The following is a 13,574-nucleotide window of genomic DNA, read 5'->3' as shown; positions in this document are numbered from 1 at the left end:
AAATCCTATTTAAACTAGGCGTACTCTTTGAAAAACAACAAGTTTTTTGAAATCGATACATATACATGACAATAGAGAAGGTCTGAAAAAAGGTGGGACTATAGATGCTTCAAAAAATGCTTGAAAACCAATATGGGATCACAGTAGAAGAGTATGTAAAATTAGATGCTTATGACGCACTGAGAGGCAATGGCTGGCTGTATTTAATTTCAAGCCCGACAGGTAAGGAAGAGGCTGATATTACCGAGCTTGAAAAAATTGCGGAGCATTTACGAAATTATGGTGACCAACATGTTCCGATCTTTTTGCCGTCAAAGGAAGGACAGTTAATTACTACCTGGGAACAAAATAAGTATTGCGTGTTAGCTAACCGGCAGATGGAAGAGCAAAGGAAAATGAAATTGGGACGGAAGCTGGCTAAATTCCATGAGCGGGGCCGAAGGGTTCCTTTCCAAATAGAACGTTCAAGCAGGATTGGGGAATGGAAGGCTTTATGGGAAAGGCGCCTGGAGCAAATGGAGGGAGTTTGGAATGGCCTCCTCTTTCAAACACCTGAGGATGAGTTTGAACGGATGTTTATTGACTCTTTTCCCTATTACCTTGGACTAACGGAAAATGCGATTCAATATTTAGTTGACACGGAGATTGATGATGAACCGTTAGAAACGGATAGCGGGACCGTTTGTCATGAACGTTTTACCCATAAAACATGGGGGCCCCATAATCAATACACGATTAAAAATCCGTTTGATTGGGTTTTTGACCATCGAAGCCGTGATTTGGCCGAGTGGACAAGGGAGAGGTATTTTCGCAATATCCAAACGTACGATGTAGAATTAAGGCAGTTTTTCGAGGAGTACCAAAGCATCTCACCATTATCGTCCTTTTCTTGGCGGTTACTCTATTCACGACTTGTTTTTCCACTGCATTATTTTGACTGTGTTGAGAGCTATTATATCACCCGTTCTGAACAGGAAAAAAAGGTGTTGGAGGAAAGGTTAAGTAAGATTTTACGGCAATCAAGTGAATATGAGCGGTTCTTGGCCGGATTCTTTCAACTATCGGGTGCGCCGGTTAAACAGTTGAATTTGCCACAGCTGGAGTGGCTTTTTGGTTAAATAAATAAAGCGATTGCCTTTTGTGGCAATCGCTTTGAAATACATTCATTAGAATACTTGTTCTACTTCCACAACACCAGGGACTTCTTCTAAAAGAGCCCTTTCAATGCCGGCTTTTAATGTGATTGTAGAGCTTGGGCAGGTACCACAGGCACCAAGCAAGCGGAGCTTAACAATACCATCCTCTACATCTACTAATTCGCAATCCCCGCCATCGCGAAGAAGAAATGGACGTAATTTATCTAATACTTCTTGAACTTGCCCAAACATTTCTTGTTCTTCCATGTTAATCGACTCCTTTCCTACTTACATTATAATGTCATCCGTGGCAAAAATCCATTCTCAGAAATTAGGAAAATACACATTTACATACATTTCCCTAGTATTTATAGTAAAATGAAAGAAAAACGACAGGAATGATTTTTATGAATAGCAAGGAAGTGGAAATTGTTCTTTATGGGGCACAAACTCTATGCCCAAGCTGTGTGAATTTACCTTCTTCCAAAGAAACATTTGAATGGCTGGAAGCAGCGATTGCTAGGAAATTCCCAGAACAACCGTTTAAGATGACGTATGTGGATATTCATCAGCCAACAGGTGAGAGTGAAAAAGTATCTTTCGCCCAAAGAGTAATCGATGAGGACATGTTTTACCCTGTCGTCGTCATTAAAGAAAAAATCGTCGGCGAAGGCAACCCGCGGTTAAAAACCATTTTTGCTGAACTTGAGAAGTATGGGTATAGAGCAATGTAAAAAGAAGAGGCATTCTTGACGGAATGCTTCTTCTTTTTATTATCCATTATGAAACTTATACATCCACAAGATCCCTGATTTTAACATTCGGGCGACACGTCCTGTGATAGCACGATCTGCCATCATCCCAAAGCCTTGTTTTTTCCCGAGAGAGCCAAGAACGCCTTTTAATTTAATTGGAGGGAAGCTTTCCGGTACTGGTTCTCCGTTCCAGCGTTTCTTCAATACCTCAGCGATTTGTTCTGCCTGTCCTTCCGCTAGTTGAGCACTAGGGGCATGTGGGGAGCTGGCACAGTCACCTACGATAAAAATATGTTCATCATTAGGGAGATGATGGTGCTGGGTTACGATCAACCTTCCTGACCGATCTTTTTCGCTATCCATGTCCCGGGCGATTTTATTGGCCTGAATGCCTGCAGTCCAAACAATGACATCACAATCAATAGGTTCATCATGATTATAGATCCGATTTTCTTCCACCTTAGTAATATTGGAATTATTAATAATCTCAACATTGTTTCGAACAAACCAATTTTCAACATATTTACTTAACCGCTCCGGAAAGGCCGAAAGAATATGCTTCCCACGGTCAAATAACTTGATATTCAGGTCTTCACGGCTTTCACTTAATTCACTCGCTAATTCAACCCCGCTTAAGCCGGCACCAACAATTCCCACAACAGAGCCAGGGCCTAGATTATTTAGCACTGAGTATGTGCGACGGGCTTTTTCAATACTTTGAATACTGTAGGTGAATTGTTCTGCACCCGGTACCCCATGATACTTATCCTCACAACCAAGACCGATGATTAGGTCATCATAGGCAAGTGGTTCGGCATCCGCCATGTTTATTTTTCGACCAATTGTATCGATCCCGGTAACTTCACCGTACTTTACCACCAAACGGGGATGTTCGGGAAAAGCAACACGTACTTCCTTATCAGAAATCGTGCCAGCAGCTAATGCGTAATACTCTGTTTTTAAGCAATGGTAGGGGACGCGGTCGACTAAGTAAATCGTTACGTCCTCAGGTAAATGGTTGGGAAGAAGTTCGCTTAATATCTTCATCCCGCCATATCCGCCACCAAGAATGACAAGGTTTTTCATTTTTTTATTCCCCTTCGTTTAACCGGTTTTCATAAGTATAGATAGATAATTTTTCTGTTTTAATAACCACAATAGAGTATATCTAAATTGTGTCAAAATAACAACATCTTTCATGCTTTTCTTGACACTTATGCCATGATTATGATAATTGACGGAGCCTGTTAAATGGAGTAGGATAATGAGTGGTGGAGAGGTGATTACATGTTTAAACCGATCATTGAATTTTGTATAAGCAACTTGGCAAACGGTGCTCAAAGGGCACTTGAAAAACTACAAAAAGATCCTAACTTGGATATTATTGAATATGGATGCCTTGGGTACTGCGGGAAATGTGCCGTCACACTATTTGCTCTTGTTAACGGTGAGGTCGTAACCGGAAACACACCAGATGAACTGGTCGATAACATTTACCAATACCTTGAAGAAAATCCAATGTTTTAATAAAGGCGGAAGCGCCTAGGCGCTGCAGCTAGACGAAAAAGGGAGCATACCGCTCTCTTTTTATATATAGGTAGCATATGTTAAAAAGAAGAATCTAAACATTTGAGTACCCGGTACCAAGTGTATATACTATAATAAAGGCCTTGGAAAACGATATGGCGTCCCAGACAACATCAATTATGGAAACACCTTTTCCAAAAGGGGGAGTTTTGATGAGTAACGAAGTGGTAATCGTAACGGAAGCGGCATCACTACATGTAAAAGAAATGATGAAGCATAATGAAGAAGAAGGTGCCTTTTTACGCGTGAGTGTAAAGGGCGGCGGATGCAGCGGTTTGTCTTATGGCATGGGTTTTGAACACGAGGTAAACGAGGATGATCTTCAGTTTGAACAGCATGGCATCCATGTGATCGTTGATAAAGAAAGTGCCGCAATTCTTCAAGGTACAAAAATTGATTATAAAGAGTCCATGATGGGCGGCGGATTCACCATTGATAATCCAAATGCCATTGCATCATGTGGCTGCGGTTCATCGTTCCGGACTGCAACAGCAACCGGTACACCAGAGGAATGCTAATCCAAAAATAAAGGCGCCCATATGGACGCCTTTTCTTTTACTTATTAAACATGGAAGAACTGTGTAATGGTTGTACTTTTGCTTTTGGATCGATAAAGAATTTTGCGTTATTTACTGCAGTCGGTGCTTCACCAAATCCACAGGCAATTAATTTTACTTTCCCATCATAGGTACAAATATCGCCAGCCGCATAAATACCCGGTGTATTCGTTTCCATTTTTGAATTCACGACAATAGAATTCTTTTCGATTTCAAGACCCCATTCTTTAATCGGACCAAGGGAGGAAACAAATCCGTAGTTACAGATGACAGCGTCGACATCAATCGCTACCTTTTCTTCACCTTTTACCGTTTCGAGCACAACTTGTTTAATTCCGTTTGCATCCCCAATTAATTCTGCGGGAACATATGGAGTCTTCACATCCACCTTGGAGTTATATAAATTTTCTACGCTATGTTCATGAGCGCGGAATTTATCACGCCGGTGAACAATTGTCACCTTCTCGGCAATTGGCTCAAGCATTAATGCCCAGTCAACTGCAGAATCGCCGCCACCAAACACAACTACTTTTTGACCCGCAAATTGGTTTAAGTCTTCAATAAAATAATAAAGATTTTTCTTTTCATATTGTACCGCACTATCAAGCTCTAGTCGGCGCGGTTGGAAGGCACCGTTTCCGGCAGTGATGATAATCGACTTGGAATAGTGAACTTCGCTATTCGTTGTTAATTTAAACGTTCCATCTTCTTGCTTTTCCAATTTTTCAACCGATTGCTCAAGTGCAACAGTTGGCTCAAATTTAGCCATTTGTTCTTTTAAATTATTTATCAATTCTTGTGCGCGGATTTTTGGAAAACCGGCGACATCATAAATGTACTTTTCAGGATAAAGGGCTGACAATTGACCGCCAAGCTGTGGCAAGCTTTCAATGATTTTAACGGAAGCTTGTCTCATTCCCCCGTAAAAGGCAGTAAACAGACCGGTAGGACCGCCGCCGATGATAGTAATATCATAAATTTTTTGATTTTCCTGCACTCCGAATCCCCCCAACTAGTAGTAATACTATCCACTATAATATCACAATTTAAAAAAACGTCCCATCATTATATCAAATATTCTGACTGGGAAAAAAGGATCTGCATTTTTAAATGTAAAATTTCCAATAAACTTTGTTAAATAATTTCTATAAATCGCTTGAAAATAGAGTGAAAGTAGCATAAGATGTATTGTGGATATATTGTTAAGATTTTGTGACAAAAGTAGTACATTTTTATGAATGGCTGGGAAGTCTAATCCTTCTATTGCTCATTATTTTACAAACTCTGTCATTCCTTGTGTACTTAGATTCAGTTCTTTTTCTTTATCAATATTCGTGAATTTTATCACATACATTTTTCCGCAAATCAAAATAAAAATGGTTCGAGCAGTGGAAGATAAGAAAAAGAGGATTTATTCAAATATAATATAAAGGTGGAAGTGATCACGTTGAGAAAGCCAAAAATAGTTATTCTCGGTGCAGGTTACGGCGGACTACTAACAACAGTTCGTTTGCAAAAATTAATCGGTGTAAATGAAGCGGATATTGTATTAGTGAATAAGAATGATTACCACTACGAAACTACATGGTTACATGAGGCTTCTGCAGGTACATTGCATCACGATAAGGTTCGTTATGATATTAGTAATGTGATTGACCGCAGCAAGGTAGATTTTGTTCAGGATACAGTAGTTGAAATTAATAAGGACGAACAGAAAGTGATCTTGGAAAAAGGGGAAGTCAATTATGACTACCTTGTTATCGCTCTTGGCGGTGAACCAGAAACATTCGGTATTAAAGGGCTTAAAGAATATGCATTTGGTATTACCAGTGTCAATTCTTCCCGTCAATTGCGCGAGCATATTGAATATCAATTTGCCACATATAATATGGAAGCAGAAAAGAACGAGAATCGTCTGTCTATCGTTGTCGGTGGTGCAGGCTTTACCGGAATTGAATTCCTTGGCGAATTAACCAACCGTATTCCTGAATTATGCCATGAGTATGATGTTGATTTTAATAAAGTTAAAATCACTTGTGTGGAAGCTGCTCCAACTGTGTTACCTGGCTTCGATCCTGAATTAGTAAACTACGCGGTTTCAACGCTTGAGCGTAAAGGCGTGGAATTTTTGATTGGTACTGCTATTAAGGAAGCCTCTCCTGGTGCGATTCTGGTAGGAAAAGGCGACGAAGAGCCGTATGAAATTAAGGCTGAGACAGTTGTTTGGGCTGCTGGTGTCCGTGGAAATGCGATTATTGAAAAATCCGGTTTTGAAGCAATGCGTGGCCGTGTAAAAGTTAATCCTGATCTTCGTGCTCCAGGATTTGATAATGTCTTCATTATCGGTGACAGTTCATTGGTCATTAATGAAGAAATCAATCGCCCATATCCGCCAACAGCGCAAATTGCCATGCAGCAAGGTGAGATTGTAGCTCGTAACATTGGTGCTCTCATTCGAAACAAGACTGAGCTTGAATCCTTCACCTTTGATAATAAAGGAACAGTTTGCTCACTTGGTGAAGATGACGCCATCGGTGTTGTCTTTGGTAAAAAACTGACTGGTGCAAAAGCATCATTCATGAAAAAAGTAGTCGATAATCGTGCCCTTTATATGATTGGCGGCGCTGGTTTGGTCATGAAAAAAGGGAAATTTAACGTTTTTTAATCTTAAAAGGTTCCCAAAAGAGACAGGAGCTCCCTGTCTCTTTTTATTTTGAATGATATTTTCATAATCTTTTGAAAATTTGAGTAACAGTTCGGAAATGAAAGAAAATTGATGATGTATCCGCTTTCCTTTCAAGATTTGCAAGAATTTAGAGCTTTTCTTTTTCTAGAATTCTTGGTATATTATCAGAAAATTGGGTTAATTATTCGAAGGGGATGTTGGAATGACAGTGAAGAGTGTGGATACAAAAAATTGTGATTATTGTGCCGGAAACGGCTATTTTCAATTGGTACTTGGAGGTTCAGAAACGTGCTCATGCTGTGGTGGAACAGGGAAGAAAAAGGAATAGAAGGTTTTTAACCATGCTTCTCCGGATTGATTGAGGAGGAGCTATTTTTTTTCCTCAAAAAGGCATCTTTTATTGACTCCCTTTTAGACATTCAGTACACTAAATGTTGATGTATAAAGGGGGAATCTCGGGTGCAAATGAGCATCGTTGTTTTAATCATATCAATTGTGCTATTTTTTGTCTTATTTTTCGGTATTGGATTTATCCTAAATATGCTCCTTAGAATGTCATGGGTGATGGCGGTCGTATACCCGATTGTAGCCATTTTTATCGTAGATAAAGTCAGCTTTAGCGAGTATTTTACCAATAGCGGTGCAGCCTTTCAAGACCTTGGAAAAAGGTTCAGTTCATTAGCAACTGCCGATATTCTCATTTTAATTAGCGGACTAGCTGGGGCAATCGCCGCCGGGCTCACGATAAAATTATTACGGAAAAATGGATATCAAATGTTTTAAGACTTTTACCATTAGGTAGGAGTCTTTTTTTGTGTCCAGCTACAGAGCTCTTTCACTTTTTTTCCTCCTCTTTTTGTATAATTCCTTTCACAATGGGAATGAATATTTTGGAGGAGTGAAAAAATTCAATGAGTAAAACGAAAAATTGGATAAAGCGCTTTGCCATGACATGTCTTTTCTTTATGGCATTAGGAGCGACCTTCCAATCTATTTCCGGCGTAAAGGCTAAAACACTGATCGCTCAATTTGCGTCGGCCATCACGTCAAGTAAAGAGGTTTCCGGAACAACGCCGCCATCGCTAGAGGATGCCTTTGATTGGTCAAAATACCCTAAACATATAGTTACTGCCACAGGATATACTGCTGGTTATGAATCAACTGGAAAAAGACAAAATCATCCTGAATACGGAATTACTTACTCGGGTGTAAAAGTAAAACGTGATTTATTTTCTACTATAGCAGCAGATTTAACTGTATTTCCGATTGGAACGATCCTCTTTATTCCAGGCTATGGATACGGAGTTGTGGCAGATAAGGGAGGCGCCATCAAGGGCAACGAATTAGACCTTTATTATGAAACGGTCGATGATGTTTACAAACACTGGGGTAAAAAACAGGTCGAAGTTTATGTCGTTCAAAACGGGAATGGAAAGATTACTGAGGATCAATTGCAGGCCTTAAACGAGGATAAAACATTGCAGGTATTCCGACAACAATATATTAGTTCGGAAAAAAGATAAAAGCAGGCAGCAGCCTGTTTTTTTACATTATAATAATAGTAAACGTTACAATGGGGGGATTCTAATTGCTGAATAGCTACCCAATGGAGTACTATGAATTTTTTGTCTCGTTCAATGAAGGAGACTATTACACATGCCACGACTTACTGGAAGAAATGTGGATGACGGAGAAGGACAATTTATTTTTAAAAGGATTATTGCAAATGAGTGTGGCCATCTACCATTATGAATACGGGAATGTGAAGGGGGCTCGCGTGATGATGCAAACAGCATATGACTATTTGCAGGCCTACCGTCCAAAATTCTGGGGACTGGATTTAGAAAAGGTTTATCCTTTTATTAAAGCAAGCCTAGCGACTTTTCCGAAAAACATCGACCGGATTCCCTTTGAGCAAGTTGGAAATTTGCCGAAGCTGCCTCATTTAGTGCTGTACATGGAAGATGATTAGAAGGTCGAAATATTTTATTTCTTTCGTTATAATATAGAAGAAAATGATAAAGGTGGTGTAAATATGTTTCATGTAAAAAAAGAATGGGACCTGTCAGCGCAAGATGAGGGCTTGATCATCGGTTTAGTTGATAGACCTGAAAAATTCTCAGGATCGTTGGCAGCACTTGATGCCAGGTTTGACGGGCAATTGACCGCGTTAGTTAAATCAGGTGATATCTCTGCTAAGGCAAAAAGTATTAGTAAAGTACATAGCTTAGGAAAATTAGGAGCGAAACGAATTTGGTTTGTTGGGCTTGGCAAGGAAAAGGAATTATCCTTTGACAAACTAAAAGAAGCGCTTGGCAAGATTTTTAAGGAAGTGAAGGCAAGTAAACTTGAAGAAATAGCTGTTTATTTAGACTCCTTCACTGCACCGGAATTAGATGGCCTAGATGCAGCACATGCATTGGGTGAAGCATTTGCCCTTTCAACCTACCAGTTTGATGGCTATCGACAGAAATCGAATGAGCCGGAAAAGAGAATGGAGCAAGTGACCGTTTACAGTGAGGCAATGGATGTAGAGGATGTTCAGATATCGCTGTCGGTTGGCTACGCATTTGGTAAGGGGACGAATTCAGCCCGGACACTAGTAAATATTCCTGGGAACTTACTTACAGCAACGGATATGGCTACTTATGCTTCTGAGCTTGCTGCAAAGTATGACTTTGAAGTGGAAATTCTCGATAAAGCGGATATTGAAAAGCTAGGCATGGGGGCATTGCTTGCTGTCAACCAGGGTTCTTTAGAACCACCAAAGATGATCGTCCTAAAATATCAAGGAAAAGAAGAATGGACGGATGTTATCGGTTTAGTCGGCAAGGGTATTACCTTTGATACGGGCGGCTATTCCATTAAAACAAAAACGGGGATTGTCGGCATGAAGACGGATATGGGCGGTGCTGCCGCTGTTCTGGGTGCTATGGAAATTATCGGGGAAATCAGACCGGAGCAAAACGTTGTCGCTGTCATCCCGTCAACAGACAATATGATTAGCGGCGGTGCCTTCAAACCAGATGATGTGATTACATCAATGAGCGGGAAAACAATTGAAGTGTTAAATACAGATGCAGAAGGCCGTCTTGTACTGGCTGACGCCGTTACCTATGCAAAACACCATGGGGCTAATTATTTGGTCGATGTAGCGACTTTAACCGGCGGAGTGATCACCGCACTTGGATTGCATACGACGGGTGCTATGACAAATCATGAATCACTATATGAACAAGTTCTTGAAGCTGCCGTAGAGGCTGGTGAGCAAATGTGGCTCTTACCATTGTTTGAGACGGAGAAAGAGCGTGTGAGAAACAGTAAAGTCGCAGACTTGAATAATTCCCCGGGCAGTGAAGGGCATGCCCTTGTAGCCGGTGCCTTCATTGGCGAGTTTGCTGAAGGTACGCCATGGGTACATTTAGATATTGCTGGAACAGCCACCACTTCTAAGGCCTATGATCTTGGCCCGGCGGGTGCAACAGGAGTGATGACAAGAACACTGGCATTGTTTGTGGAAAGATTCGAACCAATTGAAAAGAATTAATGAAAAAGCCTTCAAATTCCTTTGGAGGCTTTTTCACGTGGTGAATGGCCCCGTTCTAGCCCTACCCATAAAGCCCACTCCAAACCCCTGTTTCTCGCATATGAAATAGTGTAGGCAAGTATCGTAGATAAAAGGAGGTAGTGTGGTATGTATCCATATCAAAGCCCGTATCTGTATCGAAATCAATACCCGGTCCAAGATCAACGGTTTATTGGGTTTCTTGGCTGGCCATTAGCGATAGGTGGGCTTGGCTTTTTAGGCGGTCTAATCGGCGGCGGATTGGCAGGCGGATTTGTGGCAAGCCGCCCGTTTTATGGCTATCCGCCAATGGGCTATCCCCCAATGGGATACCCTCCGATGGGCTATCCGCCAACGGGTTATCCGGGATATTATTAACAACGTGGTAAAAAACAGCTCCTGTGGCTGTTTTTTTTCTTATTTAAAGGAAATTTCCCAAAAGTAGAGAATAAGTTTTAGAGAAAACTACATAGAGGAGAGAGATGAAAAATGGTCAAAAATACATTATTAGAAGCACTGGGGATTGAGATTACCAATTTAGAAAAAGGGAAAGTGATTGCCACGATGCCCGTGGATGAAAGAACGAAACAGCCTATGGGATTACTGCATGGCGGTGCGTCTGTAGCATTAGCTGAAACGGTTGCAAGTGTTGGCGCCTATGAATTGGTAGACAAGGAAACGCAAGCTGTGGCAGGATTAGAAATTAATGCAAATCATGTTCGTTCAGCGACAGAAGGGATTGTCACGGCAGTGGGTACGATCCTGTATCAAGGAAAATCAACAATGGTTTGGGATATTAAGATTCACGATGAACAAGACCGACTCATTTGTGTGTCCAGATGTACAATGGCAGTTATGAAGCTAAGGAAATAAAGCGGAAAGGGGATGGATTGATTTTCCATGCCCTTTTATCAATAAATTGTACAAAAATTTAAAAAATTTCCACAAAGTTCATGATATAATGGTAGATAAATAAAAAAATAGAAAAAAAGCACAGTTTTTTGTACAGGTTTCTTTATATAATGATAGTAGGATAAAAAAGAAAAGGTGGTGAAAAGATGAGAGCAAGACGGCAATATTTATTTATTGATTTTGAGTTTACAATGCCGGAACGAAATGTGCGAATGAAAGACTTTTTTGCAGAAATCATTGAGGTTGGAATTGTGGCTGTTGTTGATGATCAAATAACGGAGCAATTCTCATCCTATGTGACCCCTTTAAAATTTCCGAACTTATCAGAGCGCTGTAAATCCTTCCTACATATTTCACAGCAGCAGGTGGATAACGGGGTGTCTATTTTTGAACTGATCAAAAAATTGGCGGAGTTCAATAAGGATCATGTAGAAACCACAATTGTTACTTGGGGAAATATGGATATGAAGGTCCTGCGGCACAATTGTTTAATGGCAGGGGTTGATTTTCCTTTTCATGGTGCTGAAATGGATTTATCTATGGAATATAAACGGTTCTTTGGGGATCAGAATCAAACAGGTCTATGGAAAGCTGTCCAGGAATACGGCAAGGAAGGGACAGGCCGGCATCACCGCGCACTTGATGACGCTATGACTACCTACAATATATTCAAACTTGTCGAAAAGGATAAACGCTATTTAGAAAAACCAAAACCCACGACAATTGGCGATCGTGTCGATTTTTCGAAGCTATTAAATGAATTCGCATAAAAGGCCAAATCATTCAAACTGATTTGGCCTAACGTTTGTTAAATTTTATAATCCTTCTCCAATGTTTCCATTGCTTTCAAACTCATTTCAGCCCATTCCGAACCTGCTGCAGAAAGCTCCGTTTTCATTTTTGCAACGGCCTCTTTTAGCGATTCCATATATTCAGGAACTTCATTCTCAAACGGTTTGACCATTTGTTTTGGAATATTGGCCTGTTCCCTAAAGCTGAGCGCGCGCCTTTCATGAAAAATAAGCACATCTGCGTCCTTTGGACTATGCAGATCCCCTTGCATCGGATGCTTCATGACAGCTAACACCCTGACTAAATAATGTTGGGGACGAATCTCGGTTATTTCACCGATGTACTTCCCAGTTTTATAAATCCCGGTTACAACTTCACCCACCTGTAATTCCACTAACTAAACAACTCCTGCCTATAATTTTTTCTTCTATACTTTCATTTTAATAGAAAAAGGTCTAAATTAAAAACAAAGTGCAAAAAAATGAAATTTCGGTTAAAGTGTAAAAATGGAGGAATGATATATGGGTAAGAATTTGAAAATGCTGGTTACGTTATTATCGATTATTCTGGTATTGGCTGCATGTGGGACAACCTCAAAGAACGAGGATACACGATCGAAATCGAAAACTACTGCACCAAAAACGGAACAGAAGAAGGAAGGAGAACAACAAGTGACAAATGCTGTTTATCCTCAGCTATCAACAGAGGTTTCAGAAAATGAAAAACTAGTAGAAATGGAAACATCGATGGGGACGATTAAAATCAAATTATTCCCTGAATATGCGCCAAAGGCCGTTGAAAACTTTGTGAAGCACAGTGAAGAAGGCTATTATGACGGTTTACTTTTTCATCGCGTCATAAAAGACTTCATGATTCAAGGCGGCGATCCGAATGGCAACGGAACCGGTGGAGAGAGTATTTGGGGAAAGCCATTTGAGGATGAATTCTCGAAGAATTTGTATAATCTTCGTGGTGCCTTGTCAATGGCCAATTCGGGTGAAAATACAAACGGCAGCCAGTTTTTTATCGTTCAAAGTTCATCACTCGACCCTGCGATGAAGAAGGAAATGGAAAAGGCCGGCTACCCGACGGAAATTATCGACGCCTATGATCAAAATGGGGGGACACCTTGGCTTGATCATCGCCATACCGTATTTGGTCAGGTCGTTGAGGGGATGGATATTGTCGATAAAATTGCGGCCACTCCTGCAGATGCAAAAGACAAGCCGGAAACAGATGTAATCATTAAAAAGATCCATGTATTAAAGTAAGCGATCTAATTGAATGGAATCATTGGTGTGAAATGTTTTTTGTTGCTATAATACATAGAGCAGTTCCTTTAAAAGAAAGGGAGAAGAAAAATGTTTCAACCATCCGTTCTAGCGTTATTTTTATACTTTCCAGAGGATAAATCAGAATATATACCCGCTGTCATCAGCCTAACAATCTTTATGATTGCCGCTTTTTTTACGATGCGCTTTATTATGAGAATTTCTAAACGTGAAGCTGAAAAGACAAAAGCGTTAGAGGAACAAATAAAAAATAATCAATCAACACAAAGGGACAGCTAACAAAGGCAGTTCC

18 protein-coding genes and 1 pseudogene are annotated in these 13,574 nt (G+C 40.4%); 15 read left to right on the top strand and 4 right to left on the bottom strand.

Features of this window, described 5'->3' with window-relative positions:
• The first annotated feature begins 104 nt into the window (after nucleotides 1–104).
• Nucleotides 105–1,118 (top strand): spore coat putative kinase YutH, encoded by a 1,014-nt coding sequence (yutH, locus tag G6554_RS05110; RefSeq protein ID WP_166239427.1) that lies wholly within the window; start codon nucleotides 105–107, stop codon nucleotides 1,116–1,118.
• Between the two features lie 48 nt (nucleotides 1,119–1,166).
• On the opposite strand, the pseudogene G6554_RS05105 reads toward yutH, so the two are convergent.
• Nucleotides 1,167–1,403 (bottom strand): annotated as a pseudogene (locus G6554_RS05105) (NifU family protein); the annotation flags it as partial.
• 140 nt (nucleotides 1,404–1,543) lie between these two features.
• On the opposite strand from G6554_RS05105, the gene G6554_RS05100 reads away from it, so the two are divergent.
• Complete coding sequence (locus G6554_RS05100; protein WP_166239423.1) at nucleotides 1,544–1,870, top strand: YuzD family protein; 327 nt, start codon at nucleotides 1,544–1,546, stop codon at nucleotides 1,868–1,870.
• Between the two features lie 39 nt (nucleotides 1,871–1,909).
• Here G6554_RS05100 and G6554_RS05095 read toward each other — a convergent pair whose 3' ends face one another.
• Nucleotides 1,910–2,977: an NAD(P)/FAD-dependent oxidoreductase gene (locus G6554_RS05095; protein ID WP_166239421.1), complete on the bottom strand. Its 1,068-nt coding sequence runs from the start codon at nucleotides 2,975–2,977 to the stop codon at nucleotides 1,910–1,912.
• Between the two features lie 201 nt (nucleotides 2,978–3,178).
• Between G6554_RS05095 and G6554_RS05090 the strand changes: the two genes are divergently transcribed.
• Complete coding sequence (locus tag G6554_RS05090; RefSeq protein WP_166239419.1) at nucleotides 3,179–3,418, top strand: YuzB family protein; 240 nt, start codon at nucleotides 3,179–3,181, stop codon at nucleotides 3,416–3,418.
• 212 nt (nucleotides 3,419–3,630) lie between these two features.
• Nucleotides 3,631–3,996 carry a HesB/IscA family protein gene (locus G6554_RS05085; protein ID WP_166239417.1) on the top strand — a complete coding sequence of 122 codons (366 nt, stop codon included), beginning with the start codon at nucleotides 3,631–3,633 and terminating at the stop codon, nucleotides 3,994–3,996.
• 37 nt (nucleotides 3,997–4,033) lie between these two features.
• Here the strand turns inward: G6554_RS05085 and G6554_RS05080 are convergent, their stop codons facing one another.
• Nucleotides 4,034–5,032, bottom strand: coding sequence for an FAD-dependent oxidoreductase (locus G6554_RS05080; protein WP_166239415.1), 999 nt, complete (start codon nucleotides 5,030–5,032; stop codon nucleotides 4,034–4,036).
• A 450-nt stretch (nucleotides 5,033–5,482) separates the two neighbouring features.
• Between G6554_RS05080 and G6554_RS05075 the strand changes: the two genes are divergently transcribed.
• From G6554_RS05075 to kapD, 9 genes are all read left to right on the top strand, one after another.
• The gene (locus tag G6554_RS05075) at nucleotides 5,483–6,700 is read left to right on the top strand and encodes an NAD(P)/FAD-dependent oxidoreductase (RefSeq protein ID WP_166239413.1); all 1,218 of its coding nucleotides are present in this window, start codon (nucleotides 5,483–5,485) and stop codon (nucleotides 6,698–6,700) included.
• A gap of 223 nt (nucleotides 6,701–6,923) precedes the next feature.
• Entirely contained in the window at nucleotides 6,924–7,049 is a 126-nt protein-coding gene (locus G6554_RS05070; protein ID WP_166239411.1) for a YuiA family protein, read from the top strand.
• 131 nt (nucleotides 7,050–7,180) lie between these two features.
• Nucleotides 7,181–7,504, top strand: a complete 324-nt coding sequence (locus G6554_RS05065) for a YuiB family protein (protein ID WP_166239409.1) — start codon at nucleotides 7,181–7,183, stop codon at nucleotides 7,502–7,504.
• Nucleotides 7,505–7,632: 128 nt separating this feature from the next.
• Entirely contained in the window at nucleotides 7,633–8,244 is a 612-nt protein-coding gene (locus G6554_RS05060) for a 3D domain-containing protein (RefSeq protein WP_166239407.1), read from the top strand.
• Between the two features lie 68 nt (nucleotides 8,245–8,312).
• Nucleotides 8,313–8,693 carry a DUF309 domain-containing protein gene (locus tag G6554_RS05055; protein ID WP_166239697.1) on the top strand — a complete coding sequence of 127 codons (381 nt, stop codon included), beginning with the start codon at nucleotides 8,313–8,315 and terminating at the stop codon, nucleotides 8,691–8,693.
• 63 nt (nucleotides 8,694–8,756) lie between these two features.
• Entirely contained in the window at nucleotides 8,757–10,268 is a 1,512-nt protein-coding gene (locus tag G6554_RS05050; RefSeq protein ID WP_166239405.1) for a leucyl aminopeptidase, read from the top strand.
• 147 nt (nucleotides 10,269–10,415) lie between these two features.
• Nucleotides 10,416–10,664 (top strand): hypothetical protein, encoded by a 249-nt coding sequence (locus G6554_RS05045; RefSeq protein WP_242637715.1) that lies wholly within the window; start codon nucleotides 10,416–10,418, stop codon nucleotides 10,662–10,664.
• A gap of 111 nt (nucleotides 10,665–10,775) precedes the next feature.
• On the top strand, nucleotides 10,776–11,159 hold the full coding sequence (locus tag G6554_RS05040) for a hotdog fold thioesterase (protein WP_166239401.1): 384 nt from the start codon (nucleotides 10,776–10,778) through the stop codon (nucleotides 11,157–11,159).
• A 185-nt stretch (nucleotides 11,160–11,344) separates the two neighbouring features.
• Nucleotides 11,345–11,968 carry a 3'-5' exonuclease KapD gene (gene kapD, locus G6554_RS05035; protein WP_166239399.1) on the top strand — a complete coding sequence of 208 codons (624 nt, stop codon included), beginning with the start codon at nucleotides 11,345–11,347 and terminating at the stop codon, nucleotides 11,966–11,968.
• 38 nt (nucleotides 11,969–12,006) lie between these two features.
• On the opposite strand, the gene kapB is transcribed toward kapD, so the two are convergent.
• Nucleotides 12,007–12,384, bottom strand: a complete 378-nt coding sequence (gene kapB / locus G6554_RS05030) for a kinase-associated lipoprotein KapB (protein ID WP_166239397.1) — start codon at nucleotides 12,382–12,384, stop codon at nucleotides 12,007–12,009.
• 127 nt (nucleotides 12,385–12,511) lie between these two features.
• On the opposite strand from kapB, the gene G6554_RS05025 reads away from it, so the two are divergent.
• Together G6554_RS05025 and G6554_RS05020 are read left to right on the top strand one after the other, a co-directional pair.
• Nucleotides 12,512–13,261 (top strand): peptidylprolyl isomerase, encoded by a 750-nt coding sequence (locus G6554_RS05025; protein ID WP_166239395.1) that lies wholly within the window; start codon nucleotides 12,512–12,514, stop codon nucleotides 13,259–13,261.
• A gap of 90 nt (nucleotides 13,262–13,351) precedes the next feature.
• Entirely contained in the window at nucleotides 13,352–13,561 is a 210-nt protein-coding gene (locus G6554_RS05020; RefSeq protein WP_166239393.1) for a hypothetical protein, read from the top strand.
• The last annotated feature ends 13 nt before the right edge of the window (nucleotides 13,562–13,574 follow it).

It is taken from the genome of Bacillus sp. MM2020_4 (genome assembly GCF_011250555.1).
Classification (GTDB): domain Bacteria; phylum Bacillota; class Bacilli; order Bacillales; family Cytobacillaceae; genus Neobacillus.
This window is presented reverse-complemented; position numbering and strand designations above follow the sequence as displayed.

What these genes read in the sequence shown, in the direction of transcription:
- yutH (WP_166239427.1), top strand. Translation starts at nt 105, where the DNA reads ATGCTTCAAAAAATGCTTGAAAACCAATATGGGATCACAGTAGAAGAG.
- G6554_RS05100 (WP_166239423.1), top strand. Translation starts at nt 1,544, where the DNA reads ATGAATAGCAAGGAAGTGGAAATTGTTCTTTATGGGGCACAAACTCTA.
- G6554_RS05095 (WP_166239421.1), bottom strand. Translation starts at nt 2,977, where the DNA reads ATGAAAAACCTTGTCATTCTTGGTGGCGGATATGGCGGGATGAAGATA.
- G6554_RS05090 (WP_166239419.1), top strand. Translation starts at nt 3,179, where the DNA reads ATGTTTAAACCGATCATTGAATTTTGTATAAGCAACTTGGCAAACGGT.
- G6554_RS05085 (WP_166239417.1), top strand. Translation starts at nt 3,631, where the DNA reads ATGAGTAACGAAGTGGTAATCGTAACGGAAGCGGCATCACTACATGTA.
- G6554_RS05070 (WP_166239411.1), top strand. Translation starts at nt 6,924, where the DNA reads ATGACAGTGAAGAGTGTGGATACAAAAAATTGTGATTATTGTGCCGGA.
- G6554_RS05060 (WP_166239407.1), top strand. Translation starts at nt 7,633, where the DNA reads ATGAGTAAAACGAAAAATTGGATAAAGCGCTTTGCCATGACATGTCTT.
- G6554_RS05050 (WP_166239405.1), top strand. Translation starts at nt 8,757, where the DNA reads ATGTTTCATGTAAAAAAAGAATGGGACCTGTCAGCGCAAGATGAGGGC.
- G6554_RS05045 (WP_242637715.1), top strand. Translation starts at nt 10,416, where the DNA reads ATGTATCCATATCAAAGCCCGTATCTGTATCGAAATCAATACCCGGTC.
- G6554_RS05040 (WP_166239401.1), top strand. Translation starts at nt 10,776, where the DNA reads ATGGTCAAAAATACATTATTAGAAGCACTGGGGATTGAGATTACCAAT.
- kapD (WP_166239399.1), top strand. Translation starts at nt 11,345, where the DNA reads ATGAGAGCAAGACGGCAATATTTATTTATTGATTTTGAGTTTACAATG.
- G6554_RS05025 (WP_166239395.1), top strand. Translation starts at nt 12,512, where the DNA reads ATGGGTAAGAATTTGAAAATGCTGGTTACGTTATTATCGATTATTCTG.
- G6554_RS05020 (WP_166239393.1), top strand. Translation starts at nt 13,352, where the DNA reads ATGTTTCAACCATCCGTTCTAGCGTTATTTTTATACTTTCCAGAGGAT.